The sequence below is a fragment of the Endozoicomonas sp. 4G genome (assembly GCF_023822025.1).
Lineage (GTDB): Bacteria > Pseudomonadota > Gammaproteobacteria > Pseudomonadales > Endozoicomonadaceae > Endozoicomonas_A.
This window is the reverse complement of sequence record NZ_CP082909.1, coordinates 1,230,001-1,243,402: the sequence shown is the minus strand read 5'-3', so window position 1 is coordinate 1,243,402 and position 13,402 is coordinate 1,230,001. Positions and strand designations below refer to the sequence as shown.

At 50.7% G+C, this 13,402-nt stretch carries 10 protein-coding genes and 2 rRNA genes (1 of these 12 cut by a window edge); 1 reads left to right on the top strand and 11 read right to left on the bottom strand.

What is annotated here, in order from left to right; translation table 11 throughout:
• Window positions 1-180: 180 nt before the first annotated feature.
• From alaE to K7B67_RS04565, 7 genes are all read right to left on the bottom strand, one after another.
• Complete coding sequence (gene alaE, locus K7B67_RS04595) at window positions 181-612, bottom strand: L-alanine exporter AlaE (RefSeq protein WP_252179192.1); 432 nt, start codon at window positions 610-612, stop codon at window positions 181-183.
• Between the two features lie 413 nt (window positions 613-1,025).
• Window positions 1,026-1,613, bottom strand: a complete 588-nt coding sequence (gene thpR, locus K7B67_RS04590) for an RNA 2',3'-cyclic phosphodiesterase (RefSeq protein ID WP_252179191.1) — start codon at window positions 1,611-1,613, stop codon at window positions 1,026-1,028.
• A gap of 81 nt (window positions 1,614-1,694) precedes the next feature.
• Window positions 1,695-3,101 carry an o-succinylbenzoate--CoA ligase gene (menE, locus tag K7B67_RS04585; protein WP_252179190.1) on the bottom strand — a complete coding sequence of 469 codons (1,407 nt, stop codon included), beginning with the start codon at window positions 3,099-3,101 and terminating at the stop codon, window positions 1,695-1,697.
• A complete protein-coding gene (gene menC, locus K7B67_RS04580; protein WP_252179189.1) occupies window positions 3,077-4,111 on the bottom strand; it encodes an o-succinylbenzoate synthase in 1,035 nt (344 codons plus the stop codon). The genes menE and menC overlap by 25 nt, the downstream gene beginning before the upstream one ends.
• 13 nt (window positions 4,112-4,124) lie before the next feature.
• Window positions 4,125-4,958, bottom strand: a complete 834-nt coding sequence (gene menH / locus K7B67_RS04575) for a 2-succinyl-6-hydroxy-2,4-cyclohexadiene-1-carboxylate synthase (RefSeq protein WP_252179188.1) — start codon at window positions 4,956-4,958, stop codon at window positions 4,125-4,127.
• Window positions 4,955-6,727, bottom strand: coding sequence for a 2-succinyl-5-enolpyruvyl-6-hydroxy-3-cyclohexene-1-carboxylic-acid synthase (gene menD, locus K7B67_RS04570; protein WP_252179187.1), 1,773 nt, complete (start codon window positions 6,725-6,727; stop codon window positions 4,955-4,957). Before menD ends, menH begins: the two co-directional genes overlap by 4 nt.
• Complete coding sequence (locus tag K7B67_RS04565) at window positions 6,702-8,120, bottom strand: isochorismate synthase (protein ID WP_252179186.1); 1,419 nt, start codon at window positions 8,118-8,120, stop codon at window positions 6,702-6,704. Before K7B67_RS04565 ends, menD begins: the two co-directional genes overlap by 26 nt.
• Before the next feature lie 156 nt (window positions 8,121-8,276).
• Between K7B67_RS04565 and K7B67_RS04560 the strand changes: the two genes are divergently transcribed.
• Entirely contained in the window at window positions 8,277-8,609 is a 333-nt protein-coding gene (locus K7B67_RS04560) for a hypothetical protein (RefSeq protein WP_252179185.1), read from the top strand.
• Window positions 8,610-8,636: 27 nt separating this feature from the next.
• On the opposite strand, the gene K7B67_RS04555 is transcribed toward K7B67_RS04560, so the two are convergent.
• The 4 genes from K7B67_RS04555 to K7B67_RS04540 form a co-directional block, all read right to left on the bottom strand.
• On the bottom strand, window positions 8,637-8,864 hold the full coding sequence (locus K7B67_RS04555; protein ID WP_252179184.1) for a hypothetical protein: 228 nt from the start codon (window positions 8,862-8,864) through the stop codon (window positions 8,637-8,639).
• Window positions 8,865-9,002: 138 nt separating this feature from the next.
• The gene (putP, locus tag K7B67_RS04550) at window positions 9,003-10,535 is read right to left on the bottom strand and encodes a sodium/proline symporter PutP (RefSeq protein WP_252179183.1); all 1,533 of its coding nucleotides are present in this window, start codon (window positions 10,533-10,535) and stop codon (window positions 9,003-9,005) included.
• Between the two features lie 167 nt (window positions 10,536-10,702).
• Window positions 10,703-10,818, bottom strand: a 5S ribosomal RNA gene (gene rrf / locus K7B67_RS04545).
• Between the two features lie 231 nt (window positions 10,819-11,049).
• Window positions 11,050-13,402 (bottom strand): 23S ribosomal RNA (locus tag K7B67_RS04540); it runs 725 nt beyond the window's last position.

Below are 13,402 nucleotides of genomic sequence, written 5' to 3'. Positions count from 1 at the left end.
GGGCACAAGCCGCAGCATTGAGCAAGGTTTGGGTCAAAGCTTCGTGGCCCGAAAGGCGCGCATTCGGGCAAACTGGAGGGAACTATAACCAGATCGTCAAAAAATAGGAAGACCCGGATAGCCAACGACACCGGTTCGGCAGGTGTCATTAGCGGGCATTTCGTGTAGAAGGGAGTGCTATCAAGCCGTTCTCATACCGCCTGATACAAACCAGTTACGGCAAAGCTGCATGTAAACACCGTAGGGGCGAGCCATCAGAACCAGAGCACCAATTTGACCGAGGCAAGCGGCGATAATCTGTTCTATTGTTGCACCGGTGGCAGCCACCAGAGCGACATAAACCGGAATCTGGAAAGAGACAAATGCCACTATATCCAGCACCGTCTCCCCGACTCTTGTCGATCCGAATAAACGACTGTAGCTCATTACCCAGTCACGATAGATACCATAAGGACGAGCTACCAGCATATTAACCGGAATACTTAACAAACGAGACTGCAGGGATTGCTCAATAGTCAACCCGGCCACCAGAATCTCCACCAGCATTCCAACCACCAACCCGAAACTGATCAGGGCAAATGTATCTGCCAGTGTTTCTCGTTTAATTGACATGTCACTCCCCCTGAGTGCAGACAATAGAAAACCTCTGACGTAAGTCACGCCAGAAAAAAAGTATGAAAAAATGAAAATCTATTGGGTTGCTGGCCGCTAAGGATTCAAGCGGTAGAGACACCTATTCCACGCGGCATAATTTATACCTGACACAGACAATTTACAACAGTGAAAAACTTTGTTTTATGATCAAATGTCAAAATATAATTCTATATAAATGATATATTACAGCCCAATAAACCTAATACAATAGATGGAGCAACAAGTCTCACTAACAGCAAATTAACTTCTTAATCGATTATTAAATATCTGGTGGGTTTTTGATCAGGGTTTGTGGCCAGACAACAAAAAACCCTGCCCTTCAGTAAAAGAAAGTACAGGGTTTAATTTCCCGCAGGATTGTCGAGTCGAGGTCAGGCCGACTTGGCCAGGGGCTGTAGAGGAAATACTTTCATGACCGAGTATTGTGCACCCTCTGCCGTTGTCTCGCTCTTCATCAATACCACTTCATTCACCGTCATACGGTAACTGGGCATATTGAAGAAATGGCTGTGGGTCACATGATGCTGCTGCTTGAAACGGGCCAGTGTCACATGAGGTCGGAAGTTGCGCATTTCACGACGCATTCCGCACATCTGAGCGCCTTCTTCACAAATTCGTGACAATGCATTCAACTGCTGGCCTGAATGTATATTTAAAGCCAGCGCCCTGGGTCTGTGTGCGTCAGGGAAAAATTCGAAACACCCGGTCATGCAGTCGAAACCGCGAACGTTGGCCAGAGCACTTTCGATATAGCTGGAAAACTGCTCAAGACTCTGTTCGTCGCATTCACCCAGGAAGCGCAGTGTGATGTGTTGCTGCTGCGGCACCATCCAGCGCAGTTTGTGCTGAAGCAGATCACCAGCGCGGTGCCGTGCTTTTTTGTGCAGCGTCGCGGCAAGCTCCAGCGGAATCCTGACAGCGATAAATGCACGGACATTTTTTTGATCTTTTACTTTCATCAGACACTTCAACTATCACCGCTTATTGCCAGCATTATGACTTGATTCAGGTCATATAGCGACGATAATCAGTTAAAAAGATTAGGAATGTGCAAGCCTGTCAGCCAGTGCTTTCAGGGCTTGACGATTGGGCTTGAGGCCGCTGGGTACCTGCTCAACCGGAAGCAAACGAATCATATCAGGAATCTTGAATCGACTGATAGTGCCTGCAAGCTTTTGTTTTGTAAATACTTCATTAAGAAATCCTGATTCAGTTTGTACAAAAGCAAACGGCCTTTGCCCATACTCGTCACTTCTTACCGGTACGACAACCGCCATGGTGATATCATCAATACTGAGTAAGGCCTTTTCAATTTCTTCGGGATGGATGTTCTCACCACCGGAGATCAGCATGTTATCTATACGACCAATAACCGTTATTTGATCGCCGGAATACTCGCCAAGATCGCCGGTGTGATACCAGCCCTGCTTATCGACGATAGAAATCATTCTGCCGTCCTCAAAATAACCTGCCGATAAGGTTTTGCCCCTGACCAGAATCTCTCCGGAAGCCGCTATAGTCACCTCCCGATGGGGCAATGGTGCGCCTGAGGTCACTCCAGAGCCGACAAATTCAGGGATTCCGGTACACACCTGGGCGCTCATTTCAGTCATACCATAAGTGGTTAAAATCCTGATGCCCTTCTTCTGAACCTGCGACACCAGCTCAGGAGACGCAAACCCGCCACCCAGCAGAATGTATTTCAGTTCACTGTTATCCAGCAGATCAGCTCCCCGAACCAACAATCTGCGCAACTGAGTATTCACCAACGATAGATGGGTGATTCGCTGCTCCACCAGCAATTGCTGTAATGGCGCTTTTTGCGTGTCTATGATCATCCCGGCTCCTGCGAGCAGGCAACGAACAACAATGCCAAAGCCCCCCACATGGAACAGTGGCAGAGACAGCAGCCAGCTATCATGCTCGGTCAGCGGTATACAGGATTGAGAGCCCATGGCACTGTATACATGATTTGAAAACGTATGACTGACGGCTTTGGGCACACCGGTCGTGCCTGACGTTGCAATCAGATCAAACATAGCTTCCGGATCGATGGTGAAACGGGAATCCACGGTTTTGGATTGACCGAAGAAGGTCGGCCATTGCAAGCCGGTTACCTCTTCAAACCCTTCATGCAGCGTCCACTGGGCTCCTATCTTCTGGCAATACTGCCGCTTCTGCTCAGCAGGCATTTGCGGATTGACCGGGCAATAGACCCACTGACTTCTCAGGCAGGCTATGATCAGTATGACCGCATCCCAGGCACAGGTTAACGGCATCAGAATCCGATCACCTTTCCTGACACCCTGGCTAACAAAAGCATCACGGAGTGTCTCTACCCTTGCATCCAGCTCGGCACGGGTAACGGGCTGCCCATTTACCCTGATCGCAATCCCGTGTGGATCTTTGAGCGTCCACTCTCTCAGCGGGCAGAACGATAACGCCATACCTTCTCCATAGCACTGAGTAAATCTAAAGACAGTGGCTGACCATATTCAGGCAACCGACAAAATCCGGGGTTCTGAAAAGCAGAGAGCGTATCAAGACCGGGACTTTCCAGAGGATCACAGTGAAGGCTGAGTTGTTCGATAAGACTCACTCCCAGGGCACTTTCGAAGGAAGAACTGAAAACGACTCTGATCGTTTTCTTCCTGGCCCAGTCAGCCAGAGATAAACATTTCGACACACCACCCACCAGGGTTGGTTTTAATACAACAGCCCTGAGCCCATTTTCAGCCCTGAATCCATTTATTTTTAACAGACTCCTGTCGAACGCAGGTCTTTGCAATGTTTCATCCAGACCGTATCCCACCCCGGTCTCCCGGAATAATCGAGGGAATTCTTCACAACAGGGTGTAGGCTCTTCGATATAGCTGATTCTGCTGACAGGCACCTGCCGGGCAAAATCCACAGCCTCATCGAAAGACCAGCGCTGGTTCGCATCCAGCCTCAGCTTTACAGTGACAGGAATGCGATCAAGCACTTGCTTAACCACTGCCGCATCCTGCCCGGTGCGATGGCGTCCAACCTTTAACTTGAACTCATCGGGCCATTTCCCGGACCAGTCCTCCAGGCGTTTCAGCGTTAATGCATCGGCTCCCATCAGCAGGGGAGACTCAGGGGCTTTCTGTTGACGCCAACGCCCTTGACTGAGGCTGAACTGAATACTTTCAATGGCAAAAGCAACCGATGGATAAAGAAGACTGTGATCGGGTAATTTCCCGGCGCAGTAGTGTTCTGCTGCCTCTTTCAGCTGTTGCTGAGCTTCAGCGACAGTTTCACGACTGAAGTCGGGCAGTGGTGCCGCTTCGCCGTAATGAAAAAGCCCGTTCTGATCAATCATCTCCAGAATGAGACCCTGACGCTCAGTCAAAGTGACCGTTTTTAACGGAAGGGGCTTGCTCAGCGGTTGTTGATATCGGTAGACGCTGCAGGACTGAAACGGTGCTTGTGTCATAGTGAATTCAAGATCACAACAGTAACTGCCTTATGGTCGCTGCCAGTGCTTCTGGCTGCTCCCGATGAATATTGTGACCGGCCTTCTTAATCTCATGAACACTATGAAAGCAACCCTCCTCCAGCAGACGGTGAGCGATCGTCTGAAATTTCAAGTCACGCTCACCACAGAAATAATGCGATGTCCCTGAAGAACGGTTAAGAGCCCCCCAGAATTCCGGCTGCCGGGACAGACTGAATGCCTCAAGCGCCCATGCCAGCGATTCGCCATTCACACCCGCCTCACCTTGCTCAGAAGACACGCCTTTCGCTGGATGACGTGAGCAACGATCATGCATCAGTCGCTCCCGCTCATAACTGTTCAAATCGGCAAAAACAGGCTGGTGATACCAGCGTTGCAGGACTTCGTTAAGTGGGTCATTGCGAAACTGCTCTGCCCAGCCCTGATCATTCTGCCAGCGAACCTGACGCTCATTGTCGTTTTCCAGACCGGGATGAGATGACTCGACCAGCAGCCGGTCAATAGCCTCCCCTTCCTGAATCAGATGACTCATGGCCAGTCGCCCACCCAATGAATAACCCAGCAAGCTGTAATGATCGAGCCCCAGTTGCGAAAGCGTTCCCCGCAGCAGATCACTGAACCCTTCAAAGGCGTTATCCTGACTGACTTTGACACCATAGCTTTTGCCATGGCCGGGTAAATCCACAGCCACCAGATAGAGATCATTTTCAAGGTGTCTGGCCAGCCCTTCCCAATCCCCGGAATCGCCCAGAAAACCATGCAATAAAACCAGCGGCACACCTTCACGGATGCCCCAGGTTCGGTAAGCAAGATTGGTTTCGTTCATGTCAACATCTCCAGCTGGCTCAGCGCCTGTTTTATCTGCTCAGCAGCCTGACCGGGTCGAGTGGTCACTTCAATGACTGAAGCACCTGGCTTCTGGCTCACCTGCTTCAACAAAGCTGCCAGTGCCTCACGACTGTCGGGCTGGTAATAAGATAGTCCAAACATGTTGGCCGCCTGACGGGCATTCAAACCATGAGGGGTGACAAAATATTTCTGTGCGGCTTCGGGCTGATCCTCAACCGGCAGCATGTTAAAAATACCACCGCCGTCATTATTAATGACCAACAGCGCAAAAGGTGAGTTCAGTTGCCTGAGCTGTTGCAGGGAGTTTAAGTCGTGAAGGAAAGACAGATCACCGATGACCGCCACCATGAACCTTTGCTCACCCAGCGCACAACCCGCTGCCGTAGCGACCAACCCGTCAATACCACTGGCACCACGGTTAGCGTATACCTGCCCGGTCTGAGAGAGAGAAAACATATCCAATAGCCGAATGGGCAGACTATTGCCAACAAAAAGACTACTGTGGTCAGGTAACAGCTTGGTCAGATACGCACCCAGCCAACGTTCCGTCAATGCACCCGGCGCCGAATCCAGCTCAGCTACAAAAGTGTGAACCCTTTGAGATAACTGTTCGACCTGATCTTTCCATAGCGAGTCTTTCCATAGCGAATCTTTCCATATCGAATCAGTGCCCTGATTACCGGAAAGCCCAGTCAACATACGACAGACATCATTTACAGGCCCCACCAGTCGATAGGTCTGGCAGTGACCGGTATCCATCCGGCGAAAGGCCTGACCTACCATCCAGTAGTGCTGCCACTCACCTTCAGAAATGAATTTATCCAGTCGCTTTGACACCAGGTGACCCCCCACCTGAATGATTCGGTCGGCCTGGCTCAACAGTGTTTTTCCGGCTTTGCTGGCCAGCAGCAGATCGGGGTGGGGAATGGCCGTCGGATGGCCGTGAAGCTGGGATTGAAGATCGGCCAGCAAAGGCCAGCCCAATACCTGGGCCAACTCTGCAACCGCTTTTGCAGACGCCTGCTCCTCAATCCGGCCCGCTATGATCAGACCTTTGCCCGTCGAAAATGCTGACCAGTCCACAGGGCTTTTGTCCAGTGATACATTCAGCTCAGTATCATAGACAGTATGAGGTGTATTGGCTGAGCACCAGAATGACAGTCGATTAAGGTAACCTGAAAAATCAGACTCTCTTCCTTCCGGGTACAAAGGTTCCCGAAACATGCAGTTGATATGCATGGGCAGCCCCTGCTGACAGGAGCGGGCAAAGGCCTGATCAATACTGGTCAATAACCAGCTGGGAGGAATATGCTCATCCGGTGTCGGCAGTTTTAACGTGGCACCGGGATAGCCGGCATAAATATCCTGCTGCTCAATGGCCTGATTGGCGCCACAGTCAATAAGCTCAGGTGGTCGATCAGCGGTAACGATCACCAGTGGCACACCCGACTGCCTGGCTTCTATGATGGCGGGGTAGAGGTTGGCAACCGCCGTCCCGGAAGTGGTTATCACAGCAACCGGTTTACGAGTACTTTTAGCCAACCCCAGGGCAAAGAAACCCAAACCACGCTCATCAAAGTGCACGTGTTTTTCAAACTTGCTGTGTTCTGCTGCCACCAGTGTCAAAGTGGCAGAGCGGGAGCCCGGTGCAATACAGACATGCTCCACACCCAACCGACTCAACTCTTCCAGAATCAGTGCTGACCACAAAAAATTAAGGCTAGGATGCCTGGTGGGAAAGGTCATGAGAACTTCCAATAATAGGGTTAGACACATCCTTGACGCTGGCTTGATGATCCAACAGTGACAACACCGTTCCGATCTTGTTATGCAACTCCTGCCATTCGTCCCGGGCATCTGAACCATTAACTATCCCGGCACCGGAAAACACCGTGAACTGTTTCTCTTCCAGCAGGGCGCTGCGAATCGATACGGTGAACTCGCTGCACTTTTTACCCAGCACACCACAGGTTCCGGCGTAAAGGCCTCTATTATAGACTTCATGCTCTTCAATGAAGTGTCTTGCTACTGCCCTGGGCTCACCACCCACGGCTGGCGTAGGATGCAAAAGAGAAAGCAGCTGACTGTCGCTGACCCCTTCCTTGAGCACACCCCTGATTAACTGCCTTAAATGCTGAATCGTTTTTAGTTTGACCACGGAATGACTGCGGTCAAATTCCAGATCGCTGCAGATGGATTCCAGTCGTGTGCGAATATCTTCCAGAACCAGACGATTCTCATGGACGTTCTTTGAGTCATTGAGCAGACGCAGCTCCAGTTTGAAGTCTTCATCTCGATCGCTGCCCCGCCGGGTTGTCCCTGCCAGGGCTTCAGTCTGAACCACGTGATCCACCCGGCGAAACAAACGTTCCGGAGAGCAGCCAAAGAACAGCGAACCCTGATCGGATTCAAAGGCAAAAACGTAAGACCTCGGGTTTGCCAGCTGCCAATGATAGAGCAGGCTCCAGGGATCCAGTTGCCCTTCCAGGAGGTTCATCCGTGCCTCTCTGGAAAGTACTACTTTTTTCAGTGCTCCTGACTCGACCCCCTCAAGAGCCTTTCCGATCAGTGAAGCCCAGTGTTCGTTATCAGGTGTGAACTCAGGAGTTCCCAATAGACAATGACTATCCGTTCCTGCCAGTGTCCAATTGGCTCGGGCAAGGTAGTCCAGCACCTTTTCAATACTGGTGCTCCATGACCGTTCATCATGACCCAGCAGATGACAGGCCAGCGAACACCCTTTTCGGGTCTGAACCACTTCGATCACCGGGAAAAAGAATTCGCCATAGCCAAATTCTGGCCAGATCATCTTCTGGCTATCTGAGAAAGACAGGTAACCAAGGCAGCGCGTTGCTTTATCCAACATCGCATCCACCTTCTGGAAGCAGGTGTTTACCTCAGACTGCTCTTTAACCCTGAACCGCCAGACTTTTCCCAAGCCTGCTACTTTGTAGTCACTTTCGCGATCTTGCCAGTAGCTTTTCCCTGGTAGTGTCTGGTCTGCCAGCCAGTTGAATAGATTAATCATAGGAAGGGGCTGTTCTATCCGTACCAGAGCCTGCCCTGGTGCATCGGACAACCGAAGCTGTCTCAGCCGCTCAGTCAGCTCTGCCAACTGACTTCGAACTTCTTCTATCAACACCCTACTCCCCAAGCACTTAGGCCAAATTCAGATACTAAATTGTACGTATTGGCATCAATCCCTTCAGGATGGTATTTACCGAAGCAGTAATGAGAAACCTTACGGAAATGGTATTATGGGATCTAACATAAATACTCTGGAACTGGATCGAGTATGGCAACCAACGGCGAATCCGCCAGAAAATGGCTGAAAGAAAACCAAAGCAAGGTTTCTCTTGAACGTATACGACAAATTCGGGATAACATCTCAAACAAACTACAGGACCTGGATGAATCGGACGAGAGCTACTCTGGCCTGTTGGAAGCCCTGGACGTGATGGACGGTCATCTGCTTCAGGGAGAACAGGAATCAACGGCACCAGAAAGCAAGTCGGTCAATCTGGATTTAAGTCCACTGATTCCTCAGTCCGAACCTCAAGCGCCTCAACTCAGCGTACAAGAGAAAAAATTGAAGTTTCAGCAGTTGCTGAAAACCGGGAAGCTTTAGCGTTCTACCACCCCGCCACCGTGGGATTCAGTGTGGAATTTTCAAACGCTTGCACTCGGCGACGACCAGATCATAACTCCAGGTCTGGTCCTGAGGAGCAGGCTCCTCATGCTCAATCAGCTTGTGACACATCTGCATGGGATTCAACCCCTTCTTCTTCAATCGCTCCAGAACCTGTTTCAGCGCAGTATCATGAGGATCAGTTACATCATTCTGCTGATGGCGCTTTTTGACAGCCACTTTCAATTGCTTCATGACAGCCTCTCTGTTTCATGACCAAGATTTGTTACCGGGAACAGACACCTCTTACTTTATACTCAATTAATTGATTCTGCGTGCTTAAAACGCGCTTAAAACGCGCTTAAAACGCGCTTAAAACGCGCTTAAAAATAGTTATGACGACAGCGAAGGCTCTTCGTCATCAAAACGGGAAGCAGAACAAGTCCTGCTCTCGACTTTTTCAAAACGATCGACCATATCTCTGGAGGGCTTGCGTCCCAAAAAGCTGAATAAAACGCAAGCTATCATGGAGATCACAAACCCCGGTACTATTTCATAAAGATCGAACACACCACCGGATAATGGTTTCCAGATCAATACGGTGACAGCACCCACAACAATGCCCGCCATGGCTCCCAGACCCGTCATTCGTTTCCAATAAAGAGACAGGAGCAAGGCCGGCCCGAAAGCAGCCCCCAGGCCAGCCCAGGCATAAGACACCATTCCAAGAACACTGCTGTCGGGATTCATTGCCAGCCAGGTGGCAATCACGGCAATGCCGATAACCGCCAGTCGACCTACCAGCAACACTTCCCGGGTACCGGCGTTAACCCTGAAAAGATCCCGATAGAAGTCTTCAGCAAAAGCCGTAGAACAAACCAGCAACTGAGAATCAGCCGTGCTCATAATGGCCGCCAGGATAGCAGCCAGTAAAATCCCGGCAATCACTGGATGGAAAAGCGTATTCACCATCAACATAAAGATGGCTTCCGGATCATCCAGCTGTATACCAGACCTCTGGGTATAAACAATACCCGCCAGACCCACCAGTAAGGCACCCAGCATACAAATGCCTGTCCAGCTTACGGCAATTCGTCTGGCCAGAGTCAGTTGACCTGAAGATTGCACGGCCTTGAACCTGGCCAGGATATGGGGTTGACCAAAGTAACCCAACCCCCACCCCAGTAAGGAGAAAATAGTAATAAATGAAAGCGTCTGACCTTCACTGGTCGTAAAGAGATTGAGGAGTTCCGGGTTCAGCTCTCTGATTTCCACGAACACCTGATCCGCCCCACCACTGACTTCAAGTGCCGCAATGGGTACAATCAGCAAAGCGGCTGACATGAGTAACCCCTGTATCAGATCCGTCCAGCAAACCGCCAGAAAGCCACCAAACAAGGTATAAGAGATCACCGACAACATGCCAATGATCACAGCCCATTCATATTCGATACCAAATACAGATTCAAAAAGCTTGCCCCCGGCCACCAGGCCAGAGCTGGTATAAAACAGGAAGAAAATAAGAATAAATGCAGCTGATACGGGTTGCAGAAGCCCTTTGCGATCTTCAAAACGACTGGCAAAGTACTCTGGCAAGGTCAGGGAATCATCAGCAACCACGCTGTAAATCCTCAAACGCCTAGCGACAATCAACCAGTTCAGCCAGGTTCCACCCAGCAACCCTGCTGCCAGCCAGAAGGCTTCCAGACCCGCCGCAAATGCGTAGCCCGGCAAACCAAGCAGCAACCAGCCACTCATATCAGATGCTCCGGCACTTAAAGCGGCCGACCATGGGCCCAGTGAGCGCCCCCCAAGAAAATAATCCGCTGAGCTGACTGTTCTCTGCCAGGCAATATAGCCGACGCCTAACATCACAGTAAAATAAACTAAGAAAGTCAGAATTATCTGCAGGTTTCCTTCAGACATAATTGATTCCCTGAGTTGTCGTTAATAGTTTTTTTATCAAATTAGTTCATTTATCGCTCATCCGTGATATTTATGTATTTTTATAGCCCTCTGAATTAATCGCCCTCTTTTTCCCACAACGCAAAAACCCCAGTCGATCTCTCAACTGGGGTTTTGCTGTATTCAATGCCTGGCGATGACCTACTCTCACATGGGGAAACCCCACACTACCATCGGCGATGCGTCGTTTCACTACCGAGTTCGGGATGGGATCGGGTGGTTCCAACGCTCTATGGTCACCAGGCAAAACTGGTTTGAACCGGAGGTTCAAAGCCGTAAGGCTTTAAGGCTTTAAGGCTTTAAGGCTTTAAGGCTTTAAAGTTTATTTCAATCCGGTTCTGGAATCCTGTCTAAATAAGCTTTTTCTTGCTTCACACTCTTCATGTATGGCTTGTCTTAAAACCTTACAGCCTTACAGCTTTAAAGCCTTAAAACCCGCAGCTTCGCTGCGCTGCGCAAATCGCTTTGGCGTTATATGGTCAAGCCTCTCGAGTCATTAGTACGGGTTAGCTCAACGCCTCACAACGCTTACACACCCCGCCTATCAACGTCGTAGTCTTCAACGTCTCTTATGGGCCTTGCGGCCAGGGAAGTCTCATCTTGAAGGGGGCTTCCCGCTTAGATGCTTTCAGCGGTTATCCCGTCCGAACTTAGCTACCGGGCAATGCGTCTGGCGACACAACCCGAACACCAGTGGTTCGTCCACCCCGGTCCTCTCGTACTAGGAGCAGCTCTCCTCAAACTTCCAACGTCCACGGCAGATAGGGACCGAACTGTCTCACGACGTTCTAAACCCAGCTCGCGTACCACTTTAAATGGCGAACAGCCATACCCTTGGGACCGGCTTCAGCCCCAGGATGTGATGAGCCGACATCGAGGTGCCAAACACCGCCGTCGATGTGAACTCTTGGGCGGTATCAGCCTGTTATCCCCGGAGTACCTTTTATCCGTTGAGCGATGGCCCTTCCATTCAGAACCACCGGATCACTATGACCTACTTTCGTACCTGCTCGAGATGTACCTCTCGCAGTCAAGCTGGCTTGTACCATTACACTAACCGCACGATGTCCGACCGTGCTTAGCCAACCTTCGTGCTCCTCCGTTACTCTTTGGGAGGAGACCGCCCCAGTCAAACTACCCACCACACAATGTCCCCGATCCTGGTAAAGGACCTGGGTTAGAACCTCAATATTGCCAGGGTGGTATTTCAAGGTTGGCTCCATGCAGACTGGCGTCCACACTTCAAAGCCTCCCACCTATCCTACACAAGCAACATCAAGATCCACTGTGAAGCTGTAGTAAAGGTTCACGGGGTCTTTCCGTCTAGCCGCGGATACACTGCATCTTAACAGCGATTTCAATTTCACTGAGTCCTGGGTGGAGACAGCGTGGCCATCGTTACGCCATTCGTGCAGGTCGGAACTTACCCGACAAGGAATTTCGCTACCTTAGGACCGTTATAGTTACGGCCGCCGTTTACTCGGGCTTCGATCAAGAGCTTCTCCGAAGATAACCCCATCAATTAACCTTCGAGCACCGGGCAGGCGTCACACCGTATACGTCCACTTACGTGTTAGCACAGTGCTGTGTTTTTAATAAACAGTCGCAGCCACCTGGTATCTTCGACCACCGCCAGCTTGGGGAGCTTCAGCCCATAAAGAGCAGTCCCGTCACCAGCAGCGGCGCACCTTCTCCCGAAGTTACGGTGCCATTTTGCCTAGTTCCTTCACCCAGGTTCTCTCAAGCGCCTTGGTATTCTCTACCTGACCACCTGTGTCGGTTTCGGGTACGGTCCCTTTTGACCTGATGCTTAGAAGGTTTTCCTGGAAGCCTGGCATCAACCACTTCCCCACCTTGGTGGGTTCGTCATCAGTTCTCGGCTTTGTGGACCCGGATTTTCCTGAGTCCACAGCCTACGACCTTAAACCCGGATAACCATCACCGGGCTGGCCTAGCCTTCTCCGTCACTCCATCGCAGTCAAAAGGGGTACAGGAATATTAACCTGTTTCCCATCGATTACGTCTTTCGACCTCACCTTAGGGGCCGACTCACCCTGCGCCGATTAGCGTTGCGCAGGAACCCTTGGTCTTCCGGCGAGGGAGCCTCTCACTCCCTTTATCGTTACTCATGTCAGCATTCGCACTTCTGATACCTCCAGCCCACCTCCCGGTTGACCTTCTACGGCTTACAGAACGCTCCTCTACCGGTGTCAGAAGACAGATGACAGAAGACGGAGGACAGATTGATCCGGTATAAATTCCACCGACTCAGTCTATCCAAATCCTTTGTCATCTTTGCCAGATGCTCGAACAGTTAAACCGATTGTCTGCTTTATAAAAGCTAACGACTGTCTTCTGTCCTCTGTCATCTGTCTTCTGACCCCCCGTAGCTTCGGTGAATAGTTTGAGCCCCGTTACATCTTCCGCGCGAGCCGACTCGACCAGTGAGCTATTACGCTTTCTTTAAAGGGTGGCTGCTTCTAAGCCAACCTCCTGGCTGTCTGGGCCTTCTCACATCGTTTCCCACTTAACTATTACTTTGGGACCTTAGCTGACGGTCTGGGTTGTTTCCCTTTCCACGACGGACGTTAGCACCCGCCGTGTGTCTCCCGTGATTGCACTCATCGGTATTCGGAGTTTGCATGGGGTTGGTAAGCCGGGATGGCCCCCTAGCCCAAACAGTGCTCTACCCCCGATGGTGAGACACGAGGCGCTACCTAAATAGCTTTCGAGGAGAACCAGCTATCTCCGGGCTTGATTAGCCTTTCACTCCTATCCACAAGTCATCCCCTGGCTTTTCAACGACAGTGGGTTCGGTCCTCCAATCA

Bases quoted from the DNA above. Each gene is read 5' to 3' on its own strand.
- alaE (WP_252179192.1), bottom strand. From the start codon at position 612: ATGTCAATTAAACGAGAAACACTGGCAGATACATTTGCCCTGATCAGT.
- thpR (WP_252179191.1), bottom strand. From the start codon at position 1,613: ATGAAAGTAAAAGATCAAAAAAATGTCCGTGCATTTATCGCTGTCAGG.
- menE (WP_252179190.1), bottom strand. From the start codon at position 3,101: ATGGCGTTATCGTTCTGCCCGCTGAGAGAGTGGACGCTCAAAGATCCA.
- menC (WP_252179189.1), bottom strand. From the start codon at position 4,111: ATGACACAAGCACCGTTTCAGTCCTGCAGCGTCTACCGATATCAACAA.
- menH (WP_252179188.1), bottom strand. From the start codon at position 4,958: ATGAACGAAACCAATCTTGCTTACCGAACCTGGGGCATCCGTGAAGGT.
- menD (WP_252179187.1), bottom strand. From the start codon at position 6,727: ATGACCTTTCCCACCAGGCATCCTAGCCTTAATTTTTTGTGGTCAGCA.
- K7B67_RS04560 (WP_252179185.1), top strand. From the start codon at position 8,277: ATGGCAACCAACGGCGAATCCGCCAGAAAATGGCTGAAAGAAAACCAA.
- K7B67_RS04555 (WP_252179184.1), bottom strand. From the start codon at position 8,864: ATGAAGCAATTGAAAGTGGCTGTCAAAAAGCGCCATCAGCAGAATGAT.
- putP (WP_252179183.1), bottom strand. From the start codon at position 10,535: ATGTCTGAAGGAAACCTGCAGATAATTCTGACTTTCTTAGTTTATTTT.